We start from the raw sequence: 15,307 nt of genomic DNA on the forward strand, positions 1-15,307 counted from the left end.
TAATGATAGATAATAAAATCAAGAAGATATTAATTTTAGGTGGTGGACCTTCTAAAATTGGTAGTGAAACTGAGCTTGATGCTGCTGCATTTCAAATGATGACAGCCTTAAAGAAAAACGGCGTTCAAGTCCTAGTGATTGATAATAATCCTTTTTCACTTACACTTTCAGAAGTTCAACCGGCTAATGTATTTATAAAAGAAATTAATTTAAAAAATGTTCTTGATGTAATTAAGAAGGAATCTCCTGATGCAATTATTCCAATCGCAGGGGGATTAAGAGCAATTCATGTTACGCAGGAACTATTAAACCAAGGAATTCTAAGCGATTTAGGAGTCCGTGTTTTAGGAATCTCTAAAGAGTCTTTAAAGGTTATTAATAATCCAGATAAGATGAAGATTGCTATTAATAGTATCGATGAACCAGCAGTACCTTCTAAAATCGTTAGAAGTGATTCTGAAGCATTTGAAGTCGTTCGAGAAATTGGGTTCCCAGTTAACATCAAAAAAGTTAATCATAAGGAAAGTACTGAAAGAATCATCTGTAATAACGCAGAAGAACTTTCTGACATGCTAGAAGAAGAATTTGAAGACGACAGCGTATGTATCATTGAAAAGAGTATCGTTGGTTACAAACAAATCGAAACTGTTGCGGTTAGAGATCAAACCAACACCAAGATTCTAATTAGTGGTTTGGAAAACATTGATGCTGTTGGTGTCCATTCTGGTGATTCAATCGTAATATCTCCAGTTCAAACACTGGGAGATATTGAGTACCAAAGCCTACGAACTGCAACATTTAAGATGATGGATTTATTGAACATCGTTGGTTTATGCCACATTCAATTTGCGCTAGATCCTAATGACGGTAGCAATTACTACATCACAAAGATTAATCCGATGATTAATAGTAGTTCAGCACTAGCTGCTCGCTCAACAGGTTATCCATTGGTTTACGTATGTACAAATCTTTTACTAGGCAATTCATTGCCAGAAATTCAATTGCATGCTAATTATCACCGTTTGACACCAATCATGGAACCTACATTAGACCACGTAGTAATTAAGATGCCAGTCTGGCCATTTGATAATGTTCCAGAAGCTAATCAACATCTAAATACTACTATGAAGTCTGTTGGTTCAACCATTGGGGTAGGTAGAACAGTTGAAGAAGCAATGTTAAAAGCCTTGCGTAGTTCTCAGTTCTCACCTCGTGATGTTCTACCAAGCATGTACGAAATCAGTAGTGATGAATTAATCAGTCAATTAATTCACCCTAAGTCAGATCGTTTATTAGTGCTAATTGAAGCGCTAAGACGTGGTTACCAAGTGGATGAATTAGAGGAATTAACCAAGATTAACCAATTCTATTTCTACAAACTAAAAGAATTATTGGATGTAGAAGAACTAATCATTAAGGAACCTATGAAACTAAGCACCATTGAAGTTGCTCATGATCATGGTTTTGGTGATGGTATGATGGCTGAAACATGGCATCAACCAATTGAAAAAGTGAGAGAACTATACCATGCTGCTGGTGAATACCCAACATATAAGGCAATTGAACCTTCAGCTGGTGAATTTGATCAAAACATTCGTTCTTTCTACAGTAGTTATGAAATTGAAAACGAATCTAGTCAAGAATCAGAAAAGACAGCTTTAGTAATTGGTCGTGGTGGTAACAAGCTGGGACCTAATACAGCAGCCGATTACTACACAGCTGAAATGCTAATCCAACTACACAGAATTGGTTACAAGACAATCGTGATGAATAACAATCCAAATGCCTTATCATTAAGTCCGCAAATTAGTGATAAGCAATACATTGAACCAATTCAATTAGGGGCAATTCTAAATATTATTGAACTTGAAAAACCGGTTAGAGTATTCATTCCTGGAAACAGACATTTCCTACTAAAACAATTGAAGAAATACACTGATTTAAATGTTCAAGTATTGCCACCTGATCAAGAAACAGGAGTTGTTTTACCTAAGGATGTTACCTATGCATTAAACTTCTTTGTGACTCAAGATGAAAGTTACTTTATCTCAACAGAAAAGCTAATTAGTAATAATAAGAGTGACTTAGATTACGTAACTGCTTACGAGACGCCATATGTCTTAGATAATGAAGCATTACAAAGAGATATTGAAGAATCTAAATCACATATTCAAAGTTCCAATTGGATTGGATTAGTTCAAATCTTGTTTAATCAAAACAAGAAGGGCGAATCAGAGTATGTTGGTATTAGACCACTACGTTTAACTGAGACAATATTCTTAAGCAGAGCAACTGGAATTAATTGGGTTAGGGCACTTGTTCGTTTCTACACCAAGAGATTGGATATTAACGAATTAATGAAGAATATGCCTGATATGTCTAACAGAGTTACTCATATGCAAGCAACCTTCCCATTCAAACAATTAAACGTCAAAGTTGATCATGCTAATAGTTCCCAAGAAGTAGGGGCTAAAATCAAATTTAGATTAGTCGATGATAAATAAAAAGCATTCCATTTTGGAATGCTTTTTTTAATAGACGTAGACGCCCTTTTTTACTTAATAAATCCGTCTTTGGTAATTGTGATGTTCTTCTTAAATGAGGTACTGCCAGAGTCGGTTTCACTAATACCAACAAATTTGTTATCGTTAACCTTTTTTAAATTGTAAAGTTTGATGTTAACTTGTTCTTCGTCATACTTGATGTTGAAAGTAATTTCGCCACCGTTATTTTTAAAAGTTCCGATATCATCACTGTAATTGTTTGGATTCTTATAGATTCCATTTAGATCAGATTTATCTTCAGCAATTAATACTTGGTTATTCTTGTTGAAATATAAATATGTAACATCCGAGTCTTGGTTTACCATTTTCCAAATAACTTTTTTGTTTTCATCAGCTTTTACAAGCAATCCAGCGTTGTTGTTTGTAAATTGATAGAACTTTCCATTATCAATGGTGTTTCTGATTCCTAGAGCAACCAATATAATTATTATCCCAATAATTAAATATGTAGATTTTTTTAACTTTAAAACATTCATTTTGCTTCTCCTTAAAATTTAAGTATGAATGCATTTTATCATATGAAACTTAAAAACCAACGTTATTAGTCTTATCAAAATTATCTTATGTATTTAGGGCGTCTCACACTGCACGCAAATGTATAACTATACATATAAACATTTTAACGTGCAGCAGAGAGCGTCCTATTTTTTGCTATTTATTGTATTTAATTACATCTACATCTAAACCAAGGATTTGGTTAGCTTTCTTGTATAAATCAACACCAGCATCCTTATTTGAAGTAAGTAGGTGGAATTCATCATCAGAATCCTTGCTAGCTAAATCCGTATCAATCATACCGTTATTGGTATAGAAACGGTATCTAGCATTTCGCTGTTTAGGATTATCAGAATCGACTAAAACAGACTCAGATTCAAGGATAAATCCATCCTTAAACCTTGATTTCAAGGCGTTTATGGTAGATTTTCCTAAACCGTTACCACGCATATTAGTATCAATAGCAAGATATAATATGAATGCTTGATCGTCAAAATCAACAAGATAAATAATGCCGACATTTTTAGCATTTAACTGAATTAACAGCATTTGAACGGAGTCATTAAAATTAGCAATATTAGTTAAATCATTGAAATCAATTCGTTGATTAGTTGGAAACGAATCTGAATAAAGATCTAACCAATAACTTGAATCATTATTATCAGAGAGATTGCTAAAGGTAATCATATATAAATAAAACCTCCAAAGAATTTATACAAATCATATCATAAACATATTACGGGAATATATAAATCAAATTAAGTTATAAATAAATGTAAAATTGAAAATCATTGCTACTTCTTCTTTTTAAGTCTACTTCGCATAATATATATTATGTAAAGTAGATAATTTTAGATAATTTGAGAAGTGTTCTCTGTATTCCCCATCAATAATTGTATTAAAAAAAGAATCCGTATTGGATGCTCATATTATATTTAATATTTTCCTTTTAATACACGCCAGTAGTTTCTGACAAATAACATTGCTATAACTATAATTAATACCACAGCTTTTGTTATAAACCATAAATATATTGCTTTAGCAATTAATGCAATTAAACCTTGTATTACATAGCTAGCTCCATAATCGATCATAATTATTTTCCTCCTTTATGGTTTTGATACATACGTTCTGGATGATAATAATTGATACCTTTATCATGGTTCATGTAAACATTGGTAAGTGTTTGTGCCATCACTAAACCACCCATTACAATAATAATGATTGACCAACCCATACGACTGATCACAGATGCATGCTTACGTTGTAACCACATTAATATAATAAATAATACTATCGCACTGATTATTATTAAAACCCCATATTTGAACGTGTTTGATAAATCATTATGATAGATTTTCTCAAAATGTTTAGGCGTCATACTTGGTAAAAAGAAATATGCACGTTCCAATGAGTTTTGAAATGTTTCTAGTGCAACACCAATCAATGCTACTAACCATGCTATTGCAGATGAAACCAACAAACCATATAAATCTTTTAATGATTCAATTGTTCTTAATCGTGTCTCTTTTAGTACTTCCTGATTAAACATTGCTAAAATCTCCCTTTATACAACAAAAGCACCCGAAACGGATGCTTTTAGTTATTGATCTAGTTCATTGATAATATCTTGTTCAATTTTACGTGGATTCTTTAATGGTGAGTAACGTTTTACGAATTCACCATTTTTATTAATCAAGAATTTGGTGTAATTAAATTTAATACGACCCTTACCAGATGCTGACTTCAAGTATGTAAATAATGGTAGTTCATCTTTGCCATTTACCTTTGCTTGTTTAGCCATTGGGAATGTAACCCCATAATGTAATTGACAGTATTCGCTGGTCTTTTCATCACTATTTAATTCCATGTGGAATTGATTTGATGGTACACCGACTAAGACAAGTCCTTGATCCTTGTACTTATCATATAAGTATTGTAAATCCTTTAATTGTCCAGCAAGACCACACTTGCTAGCTGTATTAACTATTAAGATAACCTTACCCTTTAAATCACCGAAATTGATGGATTGACCATTCATTTCAGTTAACTGGTAATCATAGATTGTACTCATAATTACACTCCAAATCTAAATTATTTCCAACGAGATTTTATCAACTTTTGCATAATTGGATTACCTAGCACAACTACTAGTAGCACCATTTGAATTGGTGTTGTAATAAGTTGTTTGATCAATCTAGTCATTAAGAATACCCTGAAACTGTATCCAGCTGTCAATGTTGACATTGATAACCATAGAGTATTCAAGAAAGTATTTACTAATAATGTAATGACCAATTGAGCCAAAATAGCTTTCCATGGACTGAACTTTTCATTTTTGTATAAGAATAAACCAAAAATGAAAGCTGATAGAACGGCTGATACTGTAAATCCAGGCAAATACATTTGACCGCTTAGGATCGTAACGAATACGTCATATACCCCACCTACGATTCCTGCTACGATTGGTCCGTACATTGAAGCCAATACAGCAGTAGCTAAAAATGAGAAAGTAAATACAATGATTGGTGTATGTATACCGACTCTTCCTAAAACATAAGTCATTGCCATTAAAATAGCAATTGTAGCGGCGTCCCTTACGTTAATACGCGGAACCCTGAATAAAGTTGAAACATTCATCAAAAGACATCTCCTAGTGGAGCTGCCACTCATATAATTATAAAAGTTGATATTATAAAAAAGTTGTGGCGAATGCGGTAGTTACATCGCAACCTAAGTTTTCGTCAGGCGTTCACATTCCGTTCCGCCTGCACTTTACGCATAACTACCTACTCCCAAATTTTTTGTTACAACTCAATATTATCATGTTTATAATTACAAAACAATTACATTCATCGTTCAATTATTTGAATTGTCTCATTTGTTCAACTAGATGAACTTGGTTTACAACAAACTCATGTGTACGGCAAACGTAGTCATTTTCCCTACCTAACTTAGCGATGTAACCATTAATGTAATCAACTTCTGTTTCCCTACCTTTTGAGAAGTCTTGATACATTGAAGGATAATGATATTTTAGAGTATGACTGGTATCAATAACGGATTGAACCTGTTCATCTCTTGTTTCATCCATATAAATCCCCGCTCTTTCACACGCATCAAATGACTCATTAAATAGTTGTCTTGCCATTTCTGGTGCTTTTGGATATTGAATGAACTGTCCCATTTGAACTTCAAACATTGTACAAAGAGTGTTAACAACAGCGTTAAACACAACTTTAGTCATACACATGTTAATCCAGTTATTGGCCATGATTGGGCCTAATTTCGCTTCTTTCAAGTCATCGTATAAGTTCTTAACAGTTGCATCCGGTTTTTTATCATTATATGGAGCTAAGTGCATTGCTTCTCCATTTACAGGTCCCATGAAATCAACATCTCCAGGTCCATTTAAAACAGTCGCAATCATCGCGGTACCACAAACGATTTTATCTTTATCAAAATATTTTTCGATTTTATCAAAATGCCCCATTCCATTCATCGCAGAAAAAGCATATTGATCATCATGAAAGATTCCAGCAGCACTATCTCTCCTAAGTTCTTCTTCCAGTTGCATTTGTTTTTTAAAAATAATCCAAACATCAGGATGACCCTTATAATCTTCTGGATAATAGATATTAATCGGCACCAGATGTTTATTTTCGTGGTCACGTGAAACGTAAACACCACCTTGTTCCTTTACCTTTTCAATATTAGGTTCCCATGTTTCGATGAAATCTACTTCCACGCCGGCATTCTCTTGCAATAAAACACCATACCTGTATCCCATTGCTCCTGCTCCAATAATTCCGTATTTCATAAACAACACCTCATATCTTTAAAAGTTGTTATGAGTATAGAACTAATTATTAGAAAAAGCAATGTGTTTTCTAATTGTTTTTTAATAATAAAAAAGAACTAGTCAACACTAGTCCTTTTTGTCAGTATCTATCATCCAAGCTAAAGCAAGTGATTTGTTACCTAAATGGGTACCAATAACAGGTCCAAAGTAACTTTCTTCAATGCTCATCTCTGGATATAACTGTTGAATATTTTCTTTCCATTCATGTCCAGCTTCTGGATCATTACCATTAATCACGATTGCTTTTAATGGATAATCAACCTTAGAAGCAGCTTCTTTGAAGATTTCTTCAGTACGTTTAAGTGCCTTCTTACGAGATCTTACTTTTTCAAATGCCACAATTTCATTACTCTTCTTATCGAAAGTTAGTAATGGCTTAATCTTAAGTAAGCTTCCTAGAAATGCTGAAGCATTTGATAATCTTCCACCTCTTACAAGGTTTTGTAGGTCATCAACAACGAATACTTCATCAATTGTGTCTCTAACGTGATCTAAATGTTCAATGATTTCATCTACGCTAGCCCCCGATTGTACTTTCTTTGCAGCTTCGATTGCCAAGTTACCCATTAGTTTTACTGTAATCTTTGAGTTATAAGGCATTACCTTAATGTTTTCAATGGTTGGTGCAAGCGCTGACAATGAATTGTAAAAACCAGAAATGGTACTTGCTAAATGAATACTGATTACAGTGTCGTAACCTTCATCTGCCAATGAATCATACAAGTTAATCAACTCACCCATTGGTGGTTGTGATGTACTTGGAAATGATTGTGAGTTTTTTAGTTTTTCATAGAATTCATCCGTTGAAATGTTGCTGCCTTCTTCATAGCTTTTACCATCAATCATTACAGGCATATGAACAATATGAATTCCATATTTTTCTTGTTCTTCTTTTGATAAATAAGAAGTACTATCTGTTACGATTGCAATTTTCATTATCTTTCATCCTTTTTCATAATACATACGATTATTTATAAATAAAATTATAACATTAAAACATATTTATATCATGAGAACTCTGTTATTTTTGCTAATTTGCTTGCATATCAGTTATACTAGAATGTAATACTTTGTACGAAAGAGAGATGAGATAATGTCATTTGATGGATCATTTACTCATGCAATGACTGGTGAATTAAATCAATTAGTTTCAGGTGGTCGAGTATCCAAAATCAACCAACCATATGATAACGAAATTGTATTAACAGTTCGTTCAAATCATGAAAACTATCCAATTTTAATTTCAGCCAACCCTAACTATGCGCGTGTGCAAGTTTCAAAAATTCCATATGTTAACCCGCACACACCAACTACTTTCACAATGACATTAAGAAAACATCTTAGTGGATCAGTTTTAAAGAAAGTATCCCAAATTGATAACGACCGTGTAATGATTTTTCATTTCACAACTAGAAATGAAATTGGTGATTTAAAGGAAATGCGTTTAGTCGTAGAAATCATGGCTAGACACAGTAATATCATTTTAGTAGATACGCAAGATGATATGCGAATCATCGATGCAATCAAACGAATTGGTGCAGATAAGAATAGATACAGAACTATCTTGCCCGGTGACACATACATCACCCCACCAAACCAAGACATGGTTAATCCATTTGATGAAAACGTTGACTATCAACAAATTGAAGACTTAACCAAGGAATTCCCTAACCAAGAGGTTCTATCCGCTGAACTACGTAAGAGAATCCAAGGACTTGGTAAAGACACATCACTATATCTTGCTCAAGCAATGCATGAAGATGGTACCGTCAAAGATAAGTTTGATAAGTTCTTCGATCATTTTAATAATCCAATTCCAACCATGATTGAACATGGTAAGAGTAATAGTTTTAATGTTTATCCGTTTGAAGATAATAACATTCAATATGATACATTAAGTGAATTACTAGATAACTACTACGAAACAAAGGCTAGATTGGACCGTGTTCGCGAACAAGGTGGCCAATTAATTAAGGTTGCTAGAAGTGAATTAAAGAAGAATAAAAATAAGAAGAAGAAACTTGAAAAGACCTTGGATAATACTAAGTATGCCGATGAATACCGTATTAAGGGTGAAATTTTAACCACATACCTATACAAGATTCAAAAAGGAATGACTAAAATTGCCCTACCTAATTTCTATGACGATGGGAACGAAATCGACATCAGTATTTCTAATCAATTAACTCCTTCAGAAAACGCGCAAAAGTACTTTAAACGTTATCAAAAGGAAAAGAATGCTGTTTCATTTGTGACGGAACAATTGAAGAAAACCAATGACGAAATTGATTACTTTGAAAATATTCTTTCACAAATTGAGATTGCCAACCCATCCGATTTAGACGACATTAAAGTCGAACTAAAAAACGAAGGATATTTAAAGCATCATAACAATCGAAACACTAAGAATAAAAATAAGAATACCAAGATCAGTAAGCCTGAAGAGTTCATTACTGATAAAGGCATTCATATTATTGTAGGTAAGAATAACCTACAAAATGATAAGTTAACAATGAAGGATGCTGATAAGCGAGATACTTGGTTGCATACACAAAAGATTCACGGCTCTCACGTTATCATCAAGGACTTCAATCCAGACGACGACACCATTGAAACTGCTGCCATGCTTGCCGCATACTTCTCTAAAGCAAGAGATTCAGCAACTGTTCCTGTTGACTATGTCCAAGTTAAAAAGATTAGAAAACCAAATGGTTCTAAGCCTGGATTTGTTATTTACGAAGGTCAAAAGACCATTTTTGTAACACCAAGTAAAGAATTCGTTGATCAATTAAGAGAAAACAAATAAAGGGATGCATCTTCGGATGCACCCCTTTTTATTTTAAGTTTTTATATAAATAGAAAATTAACTCAATCACTACCATAACAACAGAAACATATCTAATCATGATTTCTTTCATACTATGAACTTTATATCTAAATATGCCCTTCTTACGTATAATTTTACGATTTCCTAATGGATATAGCCATCTAATTCCTTCAACTGAAAAAGCGTCTAACAGTTCATGTAAAAAGTATCCCAAAACCAACGTAAAATAAAAGTATCCCATCACTTTATATCCATAGACACTTATTCCATTTAAGATTGGGCTATTAGAGCTGTAGCGTGCTAAAATAAATAGGAAGACTGGTATCCAAATACTGTGTGACCAGGTTCGATGACCCCATAAGGTCAGAACGGATGTTTCTACACCGGTTTTCTTATTTATTCTAGTTTGTCTTTGATCAATATCAGGAAGTTGACTACCAATCCATACACCAATCGCCTCAGTTATGATAATTGGTAATGGTTGATTAGTCGAAATGGCATATCCCATCATTACTGCTTCTGCTGAAGCAATATGCGTTTTTCTTAGCGCCAAAAATAACATTCCTTACGTATTTAACATTAGACAACTATTTTATCATACATAGGTTTATTAGGAGGATTTTTAATTGAAATATACTAAACTAATGGCCTCTTTTACTATTGGACTTTCATTAGTTCTAAGTGGCTGTGCAAATAATAGTAACGAAAACACTGCTAGCAAGAGCAGCAAATCATCAGACGTTACCAAAGATTTGTCAAATACTAATACAAGTGATTTAGCGTCACTAAACTACCAAAATAACACGTCAGCAATCATGACTGTTAATAATGATGCATCTAACCTAAAAGCATCTGATTGGAAATACAATCACGTAGAATACACCAATCTAGATTCCTTAAACAGAACATCTGAAGGTAATACTGCTTACCTAGAAAAGCGTAATATTGCCAACGACAGTCTAAGAACCAGACAAGTGGTTCAACCAACTGGATGGCATCAAAAGTTCGTTAATAATGATGCTATTATTAACCGTGGTCATGAAATTGCTTACAGTTTATCTAAGGGAATCAGTGTAAATGGTAAATACGAACCATCAGTACAATCTGGTGATCAAAATAATTTGAAGAACCTATTTACGCAAACTGCATTCAGTAATCAAAAACTACAAACCATTTACGAATCACAAGTAAGAGAAGCACTTAGAAAAGATAAAAAGGTCATTTTCCAAGTTACCCCTATTTTTAGAGGAGATGAATTAATGGCTCGTGGTATTCATATGCAAGCTATTTCAACCGATGGAAGTCTGAACTTTAACGTTTACATCTTTAATGTTCAACCGGGTGTTGAATTCGACTATTCAACCGGTAGATCAAAGATAAATAACGAGATTAAGGTACCTACACCTGCAAACGCACCATCGTTCAATAATCACCGTAACTCATACAGAAAACACCACTACGTAAGAGATGCCGTGGTAGCGGGTGTCGTTCATCACGAAATTAAAAAGCACTACGAAAGAAAGTACCGTAAAGAATACAAGAAAGAAACTGAACATCGAACATACCATTCACGTCGCCACTATTACAGACATAAGTATTAAAAAAAGGTTCCTAGCATAAGCTAGGAACCTTTTTTATTATTATCTTATTTAGCCCACTTTGTATCCTTGAATTGTTGACGGCCACCTAATTCTTCAATTTGAGCTCTTAATGGGTTCTTCTTGTAGAAATCTTGGTGATAGTCTTCAGCTGGATAGAATGGTTTAGCATCTTCGATTGATGTAACGATTGGTTCATCAAACATGCCACTTTCAGCTAGTTGCTTCTTTGATTCTTCAGCAACTTTTCTTTGTTCTTCACTGTTAACGAAGATAACAGGACGGTAACTGTCACCTCTGTCTTGAAATTGACCAGAAGCGTCAGTTGGATCTGTTTGTCTCCAGTAAATTTCGACTAAATCCTTGTATGAAATTACTTCAGGATCAAATGTAATTTCAACGGCTTCAGTATGACCTGTTGTATGGCTACATACTTGTTCGTATGTTGGGTTTGCAACGTGTCCTCCTGTGTAACCTGAGATAACACTTTCAATTCCTGGTTGTTGATCGAATGGTTCAACCATGCACCAGAAACATCCTCCTGCGAAAATAGCTGTATCTTTACTCATAAAACAAATCTCCTTTCCTATTTAAATTCTGCAGCGTATTGGCCGTAGCCTTCTTCTTCTAACTTATTAACTGGAATGAATCTTAGTGATGCAGAGTTAATGCAGTATCTCAATCCACCCTTGTCTTTAGGACCATCAGGAAAAACGTGACCTAAGTGTGAGTTAGCTTCGCTACTTCTTACTTCGTTTCTTACCATACCATGTGAGGTATCTAAATTACTCTTAATGCTACTTTGTTCAATTGGCTTAGTAAATGCTGGCCAACCACATCCAGAGTTGTATTTATCTTTTGAAGTGAATAAAGGTTCACCTGATACAATATCTACGTATAAACCATCTTCAAAAAAATCATCATATTCATTTGAAAATGGCATTTCTGTACCGGCGTTTTGAGTAACTTCGTATTGTTCATCAGTTAGTCTACTTCTTAATTCTTCTTCACTGTATTTCTTCATAATCGTAACAGCTCCTTTTGTTTGATCTGATATATCCGATGGAGATATATATCGTACACGACATAACTATAATAATAATGATTATAAAAAATAATGCAAATTATTAGCACAGAAAAATATATTAATTAATCCTTCCAATATGCATTACCAGCAAGTGCCATTAAGATGTAATAAATGTACTTACCGACGTTTGCAAAGTTGAATTGGCTAATTGCCTTAGCTAGTTGAATAAAGTCGTATAATAGCCAGAATTTCCATTGTGTAGATATCTTCATTGCATTCATGATGTTTGCGATTAATGAAATTCCGAATACAAAACTAGTTAATACATATAAAACGAAATCAGATGAATTTAAACTACCGTATCCAATGTAATTAATACCAAAACTGAATGCCAATGATAATAATGATAATAGTACGAAGACAATTTGTCCCTTTTTGGTATTCATAAAATCAGATTTCTTGAATTTATCAGAGTTAGTCCATGTCCTAATTGCCCAAATTTGGATAACAAAACTGATTGGATAAGTTAGGATTGCACCATGGTTTCCTAATAGGTAATCAATTGCACATCCAAGAATGATTTCAGGAACACCAATCCAGTTACCTAGGTTACTAAAACGGCCGACTAACCTAGTAGACATGATTGACATGCAGGCGTCAAAAGCACTAATTAGTCCGAATGGAACAAAGATTGCCCAATGGCCCCAATGAGTTACATCGTTTAGTGATTCGAATAAATAACCTGAAAGAAACGCTGATAAGAAAATAATTGCGATTCCTAATAAATCCATTGTCTTTGAAGTAGCTAAATTTCTAAATACCTTTACCATTTTGAAGATCTCCTATTGTTTTTATTTGAGACAGCCGTATTCCGGAAGCAACGCTGTCAGATATTTTTTTATATAAAGAAAGGACACACCCATTAGGATGTGTCCTTTAAATACGTCCTAGTATTAGTCTAAAACATCAGTTAATTGAGGAACAACTTGTTTCTTTCTTGATACAACACCTGGAAGTGCAATTGTATCTTCTGAAACTTTTTGGTTAAATGCTTTTTCTACAGCATCCTTTGGTTCACCATAAATGATGGCTTCAGAGTTACTGTCTAATACGTTGGTAGCAATTACTAAGAATAAGTCATAGCCTTCTGCTTTGGCTTCTTCTTCCATTGCCTTTAATAAGTCTTCTTTACGTTTTAATACGTCGTTTAAATCAACAGTGTTGATTTGGTCGATACGCACTGCCTTACCACCCATAGTGAATGACTTAGCATCACCGTCGATTAGGTCTTTGTCAGATCTAGCATCAACGTTAGTACCTGCCTTTAGCATCTTGATACCGTATTCTTCGGCATCAACCTTAGCAATTTTAGCTAATTCAGCAACGGCCTTTTTATCAACATCAGTAGTTGTTGGTGATTTTAGTAATAAAGTATCTGAAATGATTGCTGAAAGCATTAGTCCAGCTAATTTTTCAGGAATTTCAACGTTCTTTTCGTTGAACATTTCAAATAATACAGTACTTACACAACCAACTGGTTCAGCACGGTAGAATACAGGCTTTTCAGTATTGAAATCTGCGATTCTGTGGTGATCAACTACGTGAGTAACTGTTAATTTATCAATATCTGAAACACTTTGTTGAGGTTCATTATGATCTACTAGCATAACTGAGTCTACTTCTGATGAAGCTTCAGTGATAACACGAGGTGCTTCTTGACCGAAGTAATCTAAAACAAATTTAGTTTCTTCGTTTGGAGTACCTAGAGCGACGGCTTCAACGTCGTATCCTAGTTTATTTTGTAAATATGCATATTCGATAGCTGCACAAATTGCATCAGTATCTGGACTTTGGTGTCCGAAAACTAATTCTTTAGCCATAATAAAACTTCCTTCGTATTTTTAGTAGTTGTCCTTTAATCTTGATAGGTAGTCTTCTTCATCTAAGAAGGCATCGAATTCGTCTAAGAATGAACCAACACGAGGAATCATCTTCTTGTTAGATCTGTAAACGAACGCTAAATCAAAATTGATATTTGGATTCAAACGGGCAACCCATGTATTATTATCTTCCAATGTTTTGACATCTTTGTCAATCATAAATGAACTTGGAAGAGCAGTATTTAATCCAGTATTAACAGCAAAACGTAAAATTTGGTCTGGAGTTGAGAAGCAAGCGCCACTCTTAGGATTATCTAGAAGTTGATCTTTGTATTCAGTCTTTAGGATTGAATCTAAGAAGTAATCTTCTGGGTAAGTAACCCAAGGACAATCCAATGTGTCCTTGAACTTAATCTTATCCTTACCAGCTAATTTTTCGTTGTGGTGAATGTACATTAAGTCATCGCTCATAATCTTTTGAGATTCGTATGGCTTCCAGTTCTTAATTGATGAATCTGGTAAGTACATAATTGCTAAATCAATACGGTTGTTTTCCAAACTTTCCCAGATTTCCTTACGAGTTAACATTCTTAGGTTAACCTTTAGTTCAGGATTTTTCTTGTAAAGTTGAGCAATGAACTTTTCAAAAACTTTAACTTGGATTGATGATAGAACACCAATGTTAATGTCACCAGTTGATGCACTGTTTGATTGTTCAATTTCATCAGCAGTTTGGTTTAAAATTTCATAAATATCCTTAGTTGACTTAAGCATAATGTTACCGGCAGATGATAACTTTAGCTTCTTACCAATTGAGTAAAATAATGGAGCGCCAACAGTCTTTTCTAATTTTTTAATTTGTTGAGTTAATGCCGGTTGCGTAATTCCCAAAATTTGCGCAGCCTGAGTGTAATTCATAGTTTCTGCTAATTGCAAAAAGTATGAAAGTGTCTTAGAAGAGAAAATATTTTCTTGCTTAGTTTTTTTCATGCTTATACCCCTATATCATTTATTACATATTATTATCTATTAATAGTTCATTAAAATATAATAA

17 protein-coding genes and 1 riboswitch are annotated in these 15,307 nt (G+C 33.9%); of the genes, 3 read left to right on the forward strand and 14 right to left on the reverse strand.

The window, feature by feature from the left end; translation table 11 throughout:
- Positions 1 to 2: 2 nt before the first annotated feature.
- On the forward strand, positions 3 to 2,504 hold the full coding sequence (locus OEZ61_RS00760; RefSeq protein WP_057197802.1) for an ATP-grasp domain-containing protein: 2,502 nt from the start codon (positions 3 to 5) through the stop codon (positions 2,502 to 2,504).
- Between the two features lie 50 nt (positions 2,505 to 2,554).
- Here the strand turns inward: OEZ61_RS00760 and OEZ61_RS00765 are convergent, their stop codons facing one another.
- From OEZ61_RS00765 to OEZ61_RS00800, 8 genes are all read right to left on the reverse strand, one after another.
- The gene (locus OEZ61_RS00765) at positions 2,555 to 3,040 is read right to left on the reverse strand and encodes a hypothetical protein (RefSeq protein ID WP_041152252.1); all 486 of its coding nucleotides are present in this window, start codon (positions 3,038 to 3,040) and stop codon (positions 2,555 to 2,557) included.
- Between the two features lie 175 nt (positions 3,041 to 3,215).
- Positions 3,216 to 3,746, reverse strand: a complete 531-nt coding sequence (locus tag OEZ61_RS00770) for a GNAT family N-acetyltransferase (protein WP_217303911.1) — start codon at positions 3,744 to 3,746, stop codon at positions 3,216 to 3,218.
- 248 nt (positions 3,747 to 3,994) lie between these two features.
- A complete protein-coding gene (locus OEZ61_RS00775) occupies positions 3,995 to 4,153 on the reverse strand; it encodes a hypothetical protein (RefSeq protein WP_290046628.1) in 159 nt (52 codons plus the stop codon).
- A 2-nt stretch (positions 4,154 to 4,155) separates the two neighbouring features.
- Positions 4,156 to 4,611, reverse strand: coding sequence for a hypothetical protein (locus tag OEZ61_RS00780; RefSeq protein ID WP_198177885.1), 456 nt, complete (start codon positions 4,609 to 4,611; stop codon positions 4,156 to 4,158).
- 51 nt (positions 4,612 to 4,662) lie between these two features.
- Positions 4,663 to 5,133 carry a redoxin domain-containing protein gene (locus OEZ61_RS00785; RefSeq protein ID WP_041152249.1) on the reverse strand — a complete coding sequence of 157 codons (471 nt, stop codon included), beginning with the start codon at positions 5,131 to 5,133 and terminating at the stop codon, positions 4,663 to 4,665.
- Positions 5,134 to 5,153: 20 nt separating this feature from the next.
- On the reverse strand, positions 5,154 to 5,699 hold the full coding sequence (locus tag OEZ61_RS00790) for a folate family ECF transporter S component (RefSeq protein ID WP_041152248.1): 546 nt from the start codon (positions 5,697 to 5,699) through the stop codon (positions 5,154 to 5,156).
- Positions 5,700 to 5,763: 64 nt separating this feature from the next.
- Positions 5,764 to 5,858, reverse strand: a riboswitch (THF riboswitch).
- 64 nt (positions 5,859 to 5,922) lie between these two features.
- Positions 5,923 to 6,879, reverse strand: a complete 957-nt coding sequence (locus OEZ61_RS00795; RefSeq protein ID WP_041152247.1) for a ketopantoate reductase family protein — start codon at positions 6,877 to 6,879, stop codon at positions 5,923 to 5,925.
- Positions 6,880 to 6,987: 108 nt separating this feature from the next.
- Entirely contained in the window at positions 6,988 to 7,857 is an 870-nt protein-coding gene (locus tag OEZ61_RS00800) for a DegV family protein (protein WP_263506415.1), read from the reverse strand.
- Between the two features lie 157 nt (positions 7,858 to 8,014).
- Between OEZ61_RS00800 and OEZ61_RS00805 the strand changes: the two genes are divergently transcribed.
- The gene (locus OEZ61_RS00805; protein ID WP_263506414.1) at positions 8,015 to 9,727 is read left to right on the forward strand and encodes an NFACT family protein; all 1,713 of its coding nucleotides are present in this window, start codon (positions 8,015 to 8,017) and stop codon (positions 9,725 to 9,727) included.
- A 28-nt stretch (positions 9,728 to 9,755) separates the two neighbouring features.
- On the opposite strand, the gene OEZ61_RS00810 is transcribed toward OEZ61_RS00805, so the two are convergent.
- Positions 9,756 to 10,301 carry a metal-dependent hydrolase gene (locus OEZ61_RS00810; RefSeq protein WP_263506413.1) on the reverse strand — a complete coding sequence of 182 codons (546 nt, stop codon included), beginning with the start codon at positions 10,299 to 10,301 and terminating at the stop codon, positions 9,756 to 9,758.
- Between the two features lie 73 nt (positions 10,302 to 10,374).
- Here OEZ61_RS00810 and OEZ61_RS00815 point away from each other — a divergent pair, with 73 nt between their 5' ends.
- Complete coding sequence (locus OEZ61_RS00815; protein WP_349238462.1) at positions 10,375 to 11,349, forward strand: DNA/RNA non-specific endonuclease; 975 nt, start codon at positions 10,375 to 10,377, stop codon at positions 11,347 to 11,349.
- Between the two features lie 44 nt (positions 11,350 to 11,393).
- Here the strand turns inward: OEZ61_RS00815 and msrA are convergent, their stop codons facing one another.
- The 5 genes from msrA to OEZ61_RS00840 form a co-directional block, all read right to left on the reverse strand.
- Positions 11,394 to 11,915 (reverse strand): peptide-methionine (S)-S-oxide reductase MsrA, encoded by a 522-nt coding sequence (gene msrA / locus OEZ61_RS00820; protein ID WP_034531164.1) that lies wholly within the window; start codon positions 11,913 to 11,915, stop codon positions 11,394 to 11,396.
- Positions 11,916 to 11,932: 17 nt separating this feature from the next.
- A complete protein-coding gene (gene msrB, locus OEZ61_RS00825; RefSeq protein ID WP_041152243.1) occupies positions 11,933 to 12,370 on the reverse strand; it encodes a peptide-methionine (R)-S-oxide reductase MsrB in 438 nt (145 codons plus the stop codon).
- A 125-nt stretch (positions 12,371 to 12,495) separates the two neighbouring features.
- Positions 12,496 to 13,203 carry a nicotinamide mononucleotide transporter gene (locus OEZ61_RS00830; RefSeq protein WP_041152242.1) on the reverse strand — a complete coding sequence of 236 codons (708 nt, stop codon included), beginning with the start codon at positions 13,201 to 13,203 and terminating at the stop codon, positions 12,496 to 12,498.
- Positions 13,204 to 13,326: 123 nt separating this feature from the next.
- Complete coding sequence (locus OEZ61_RS00835) at positions 13,327 to 14,253, reverse strand: manganese-dependent inorganic pyrophosphatase (RefSeq protein WP_054606509.1); 927 nt, start codon at positions 14,251 to 14,253, stop codon at positions 13,327 to 13,329.
- A gap of 21 nt (positions 14,254 to 14,274) precedes the next feature.
- Positions 14,275 to 15,243 (reverse strand): LysR family transcriptional regulator, encoded by a 969-nt coding sequence (locus tag OEZ61_RS00840; protein ID WP_290046636.1) that lies wholly within the window; start codon positions 15,241 to 15,243, stop codon positions 14,275 to 14,277.
- Between the last annotated feature and the right edge of the window lie 64 nt (positions 15,244 to 15,307).

It is taken from the genome of Apilactobacillus sp. EABW-1NA, assembly GCF_030398685.1.
GTDB lineage: Bacteria > Bacillota > Bacilli > Lactobacillales > Lactobacillaceae > Apilactobacillus > Apilactobacillus waqarii.

Excerpts from the sequence above, each read along its gene's own strand:
- OEZ61_RS00765 (WP_041152252.1), bottom strand. The coding sequence starts at position 3,040 with ATGAATGTTTTAAAGTTAAAAAAATCTACATATTTAATTATTGGGATA.
- OEZ61_RS00840 (WP_290046636.1), bottom strand. The coding sequence starts at position 15,243 with ATGAAAAAAACTAAGCAAGAAAATATTTTCTCTTCTAAGACACTTTCA.
- OEZ61_RS00790 (WP_041152248.1), bottom strand. The coding sequence starts at position 5,699 with ATGAATGTTTCAACTTTATTCAGGGTTCCGCGTATTAACGTAAGGGAC.
- OEZ61_RS00775 (WP_290046628.1), bottom strand. The coding sequence starts at position 4,153 with ATGATCGATTATGGAGCTAGCTATGTAATACAAGGTTTAATTGCATTA.
- OEZ61_RS00795 (WP_041152247.1), bottom strand. The coding sequence starts at position 6,879 with ATGAAATACGGAATTATTGGAGCAGGAGCAATGGGATACAGGTATGGT.
- msrA (WP_034531164.1), bottom strand. The coding sequence starts at position 11,915 with ATGAGTAAAGATACAGCTATTTTCGCAGGAGGATGTTTCTGGTGCATG.
- OEZ61_RS00760 (WP_057197802.1), top strand. The coding sequence starts at position 3 with ATGATAGATAATAAAATCAAGAAGATATTAATTTTAGGTGGTGGACCT.
- OEZ61_RS00785 (WP_041152249.1), bottom strand. The coding sequence starts at position 5,133 with ATGAGTACAATCTATGATTACCAGTTAACTGAAATGAATGGTCAATCC.
- OEZ61_RS00835 (WP_054606509.1), bottom strand. The coding sequence starts at position 14,253 with ATGGCTAAAGAATTAGTTTTCGGACACCAAAGTCCAGATACTGATGCA.
- msrB (WP_041152243.1), bottom strand. The coding sequence starts at position 12,370 with ATGAAGAAATACAGTGAAGAAGAATTAAGAAGTAGACTAACTGATGAA.
- OEZ61_RS00800 (WP_263506415.1), bottom strand. The coding sequence starts at position 7,857 with ATGAAAATTGCAATCGTAACAGATAGTACTTCTTATTTATCAAAAGAA.
- OEZ61_RS00830 (WP_041152242.1), bottom strand. The coding sequence starts at position 13,203 with ATGGTAAAGGTATTTAGAAATTTAGCTACTTCAAAGACAATGGATTTA.
- OEZ61_RS00805 (WP_263506414.1), top strand. The coding sequence starts at position 8,015 with ATGTCATTTGATGGATCATTTACTCATGCAATGACTGGTGAATTAAAT.
- OEZ61_RS00780 (WP_198177885.1), bottom strand. The coding sequence starts at position 4,611 with ATGTTTAATCAGGAAGTACTAAAAGAGACACGATTAAGAACAATTGAA.
- OEZ61_RS00770 (WP_217303911.1), bottom strand. The coding sequence starts at position 3,746 with ATGATTACCTTTAGCAATCTCTCTGATAATAATGATTCAAGTTATTGG.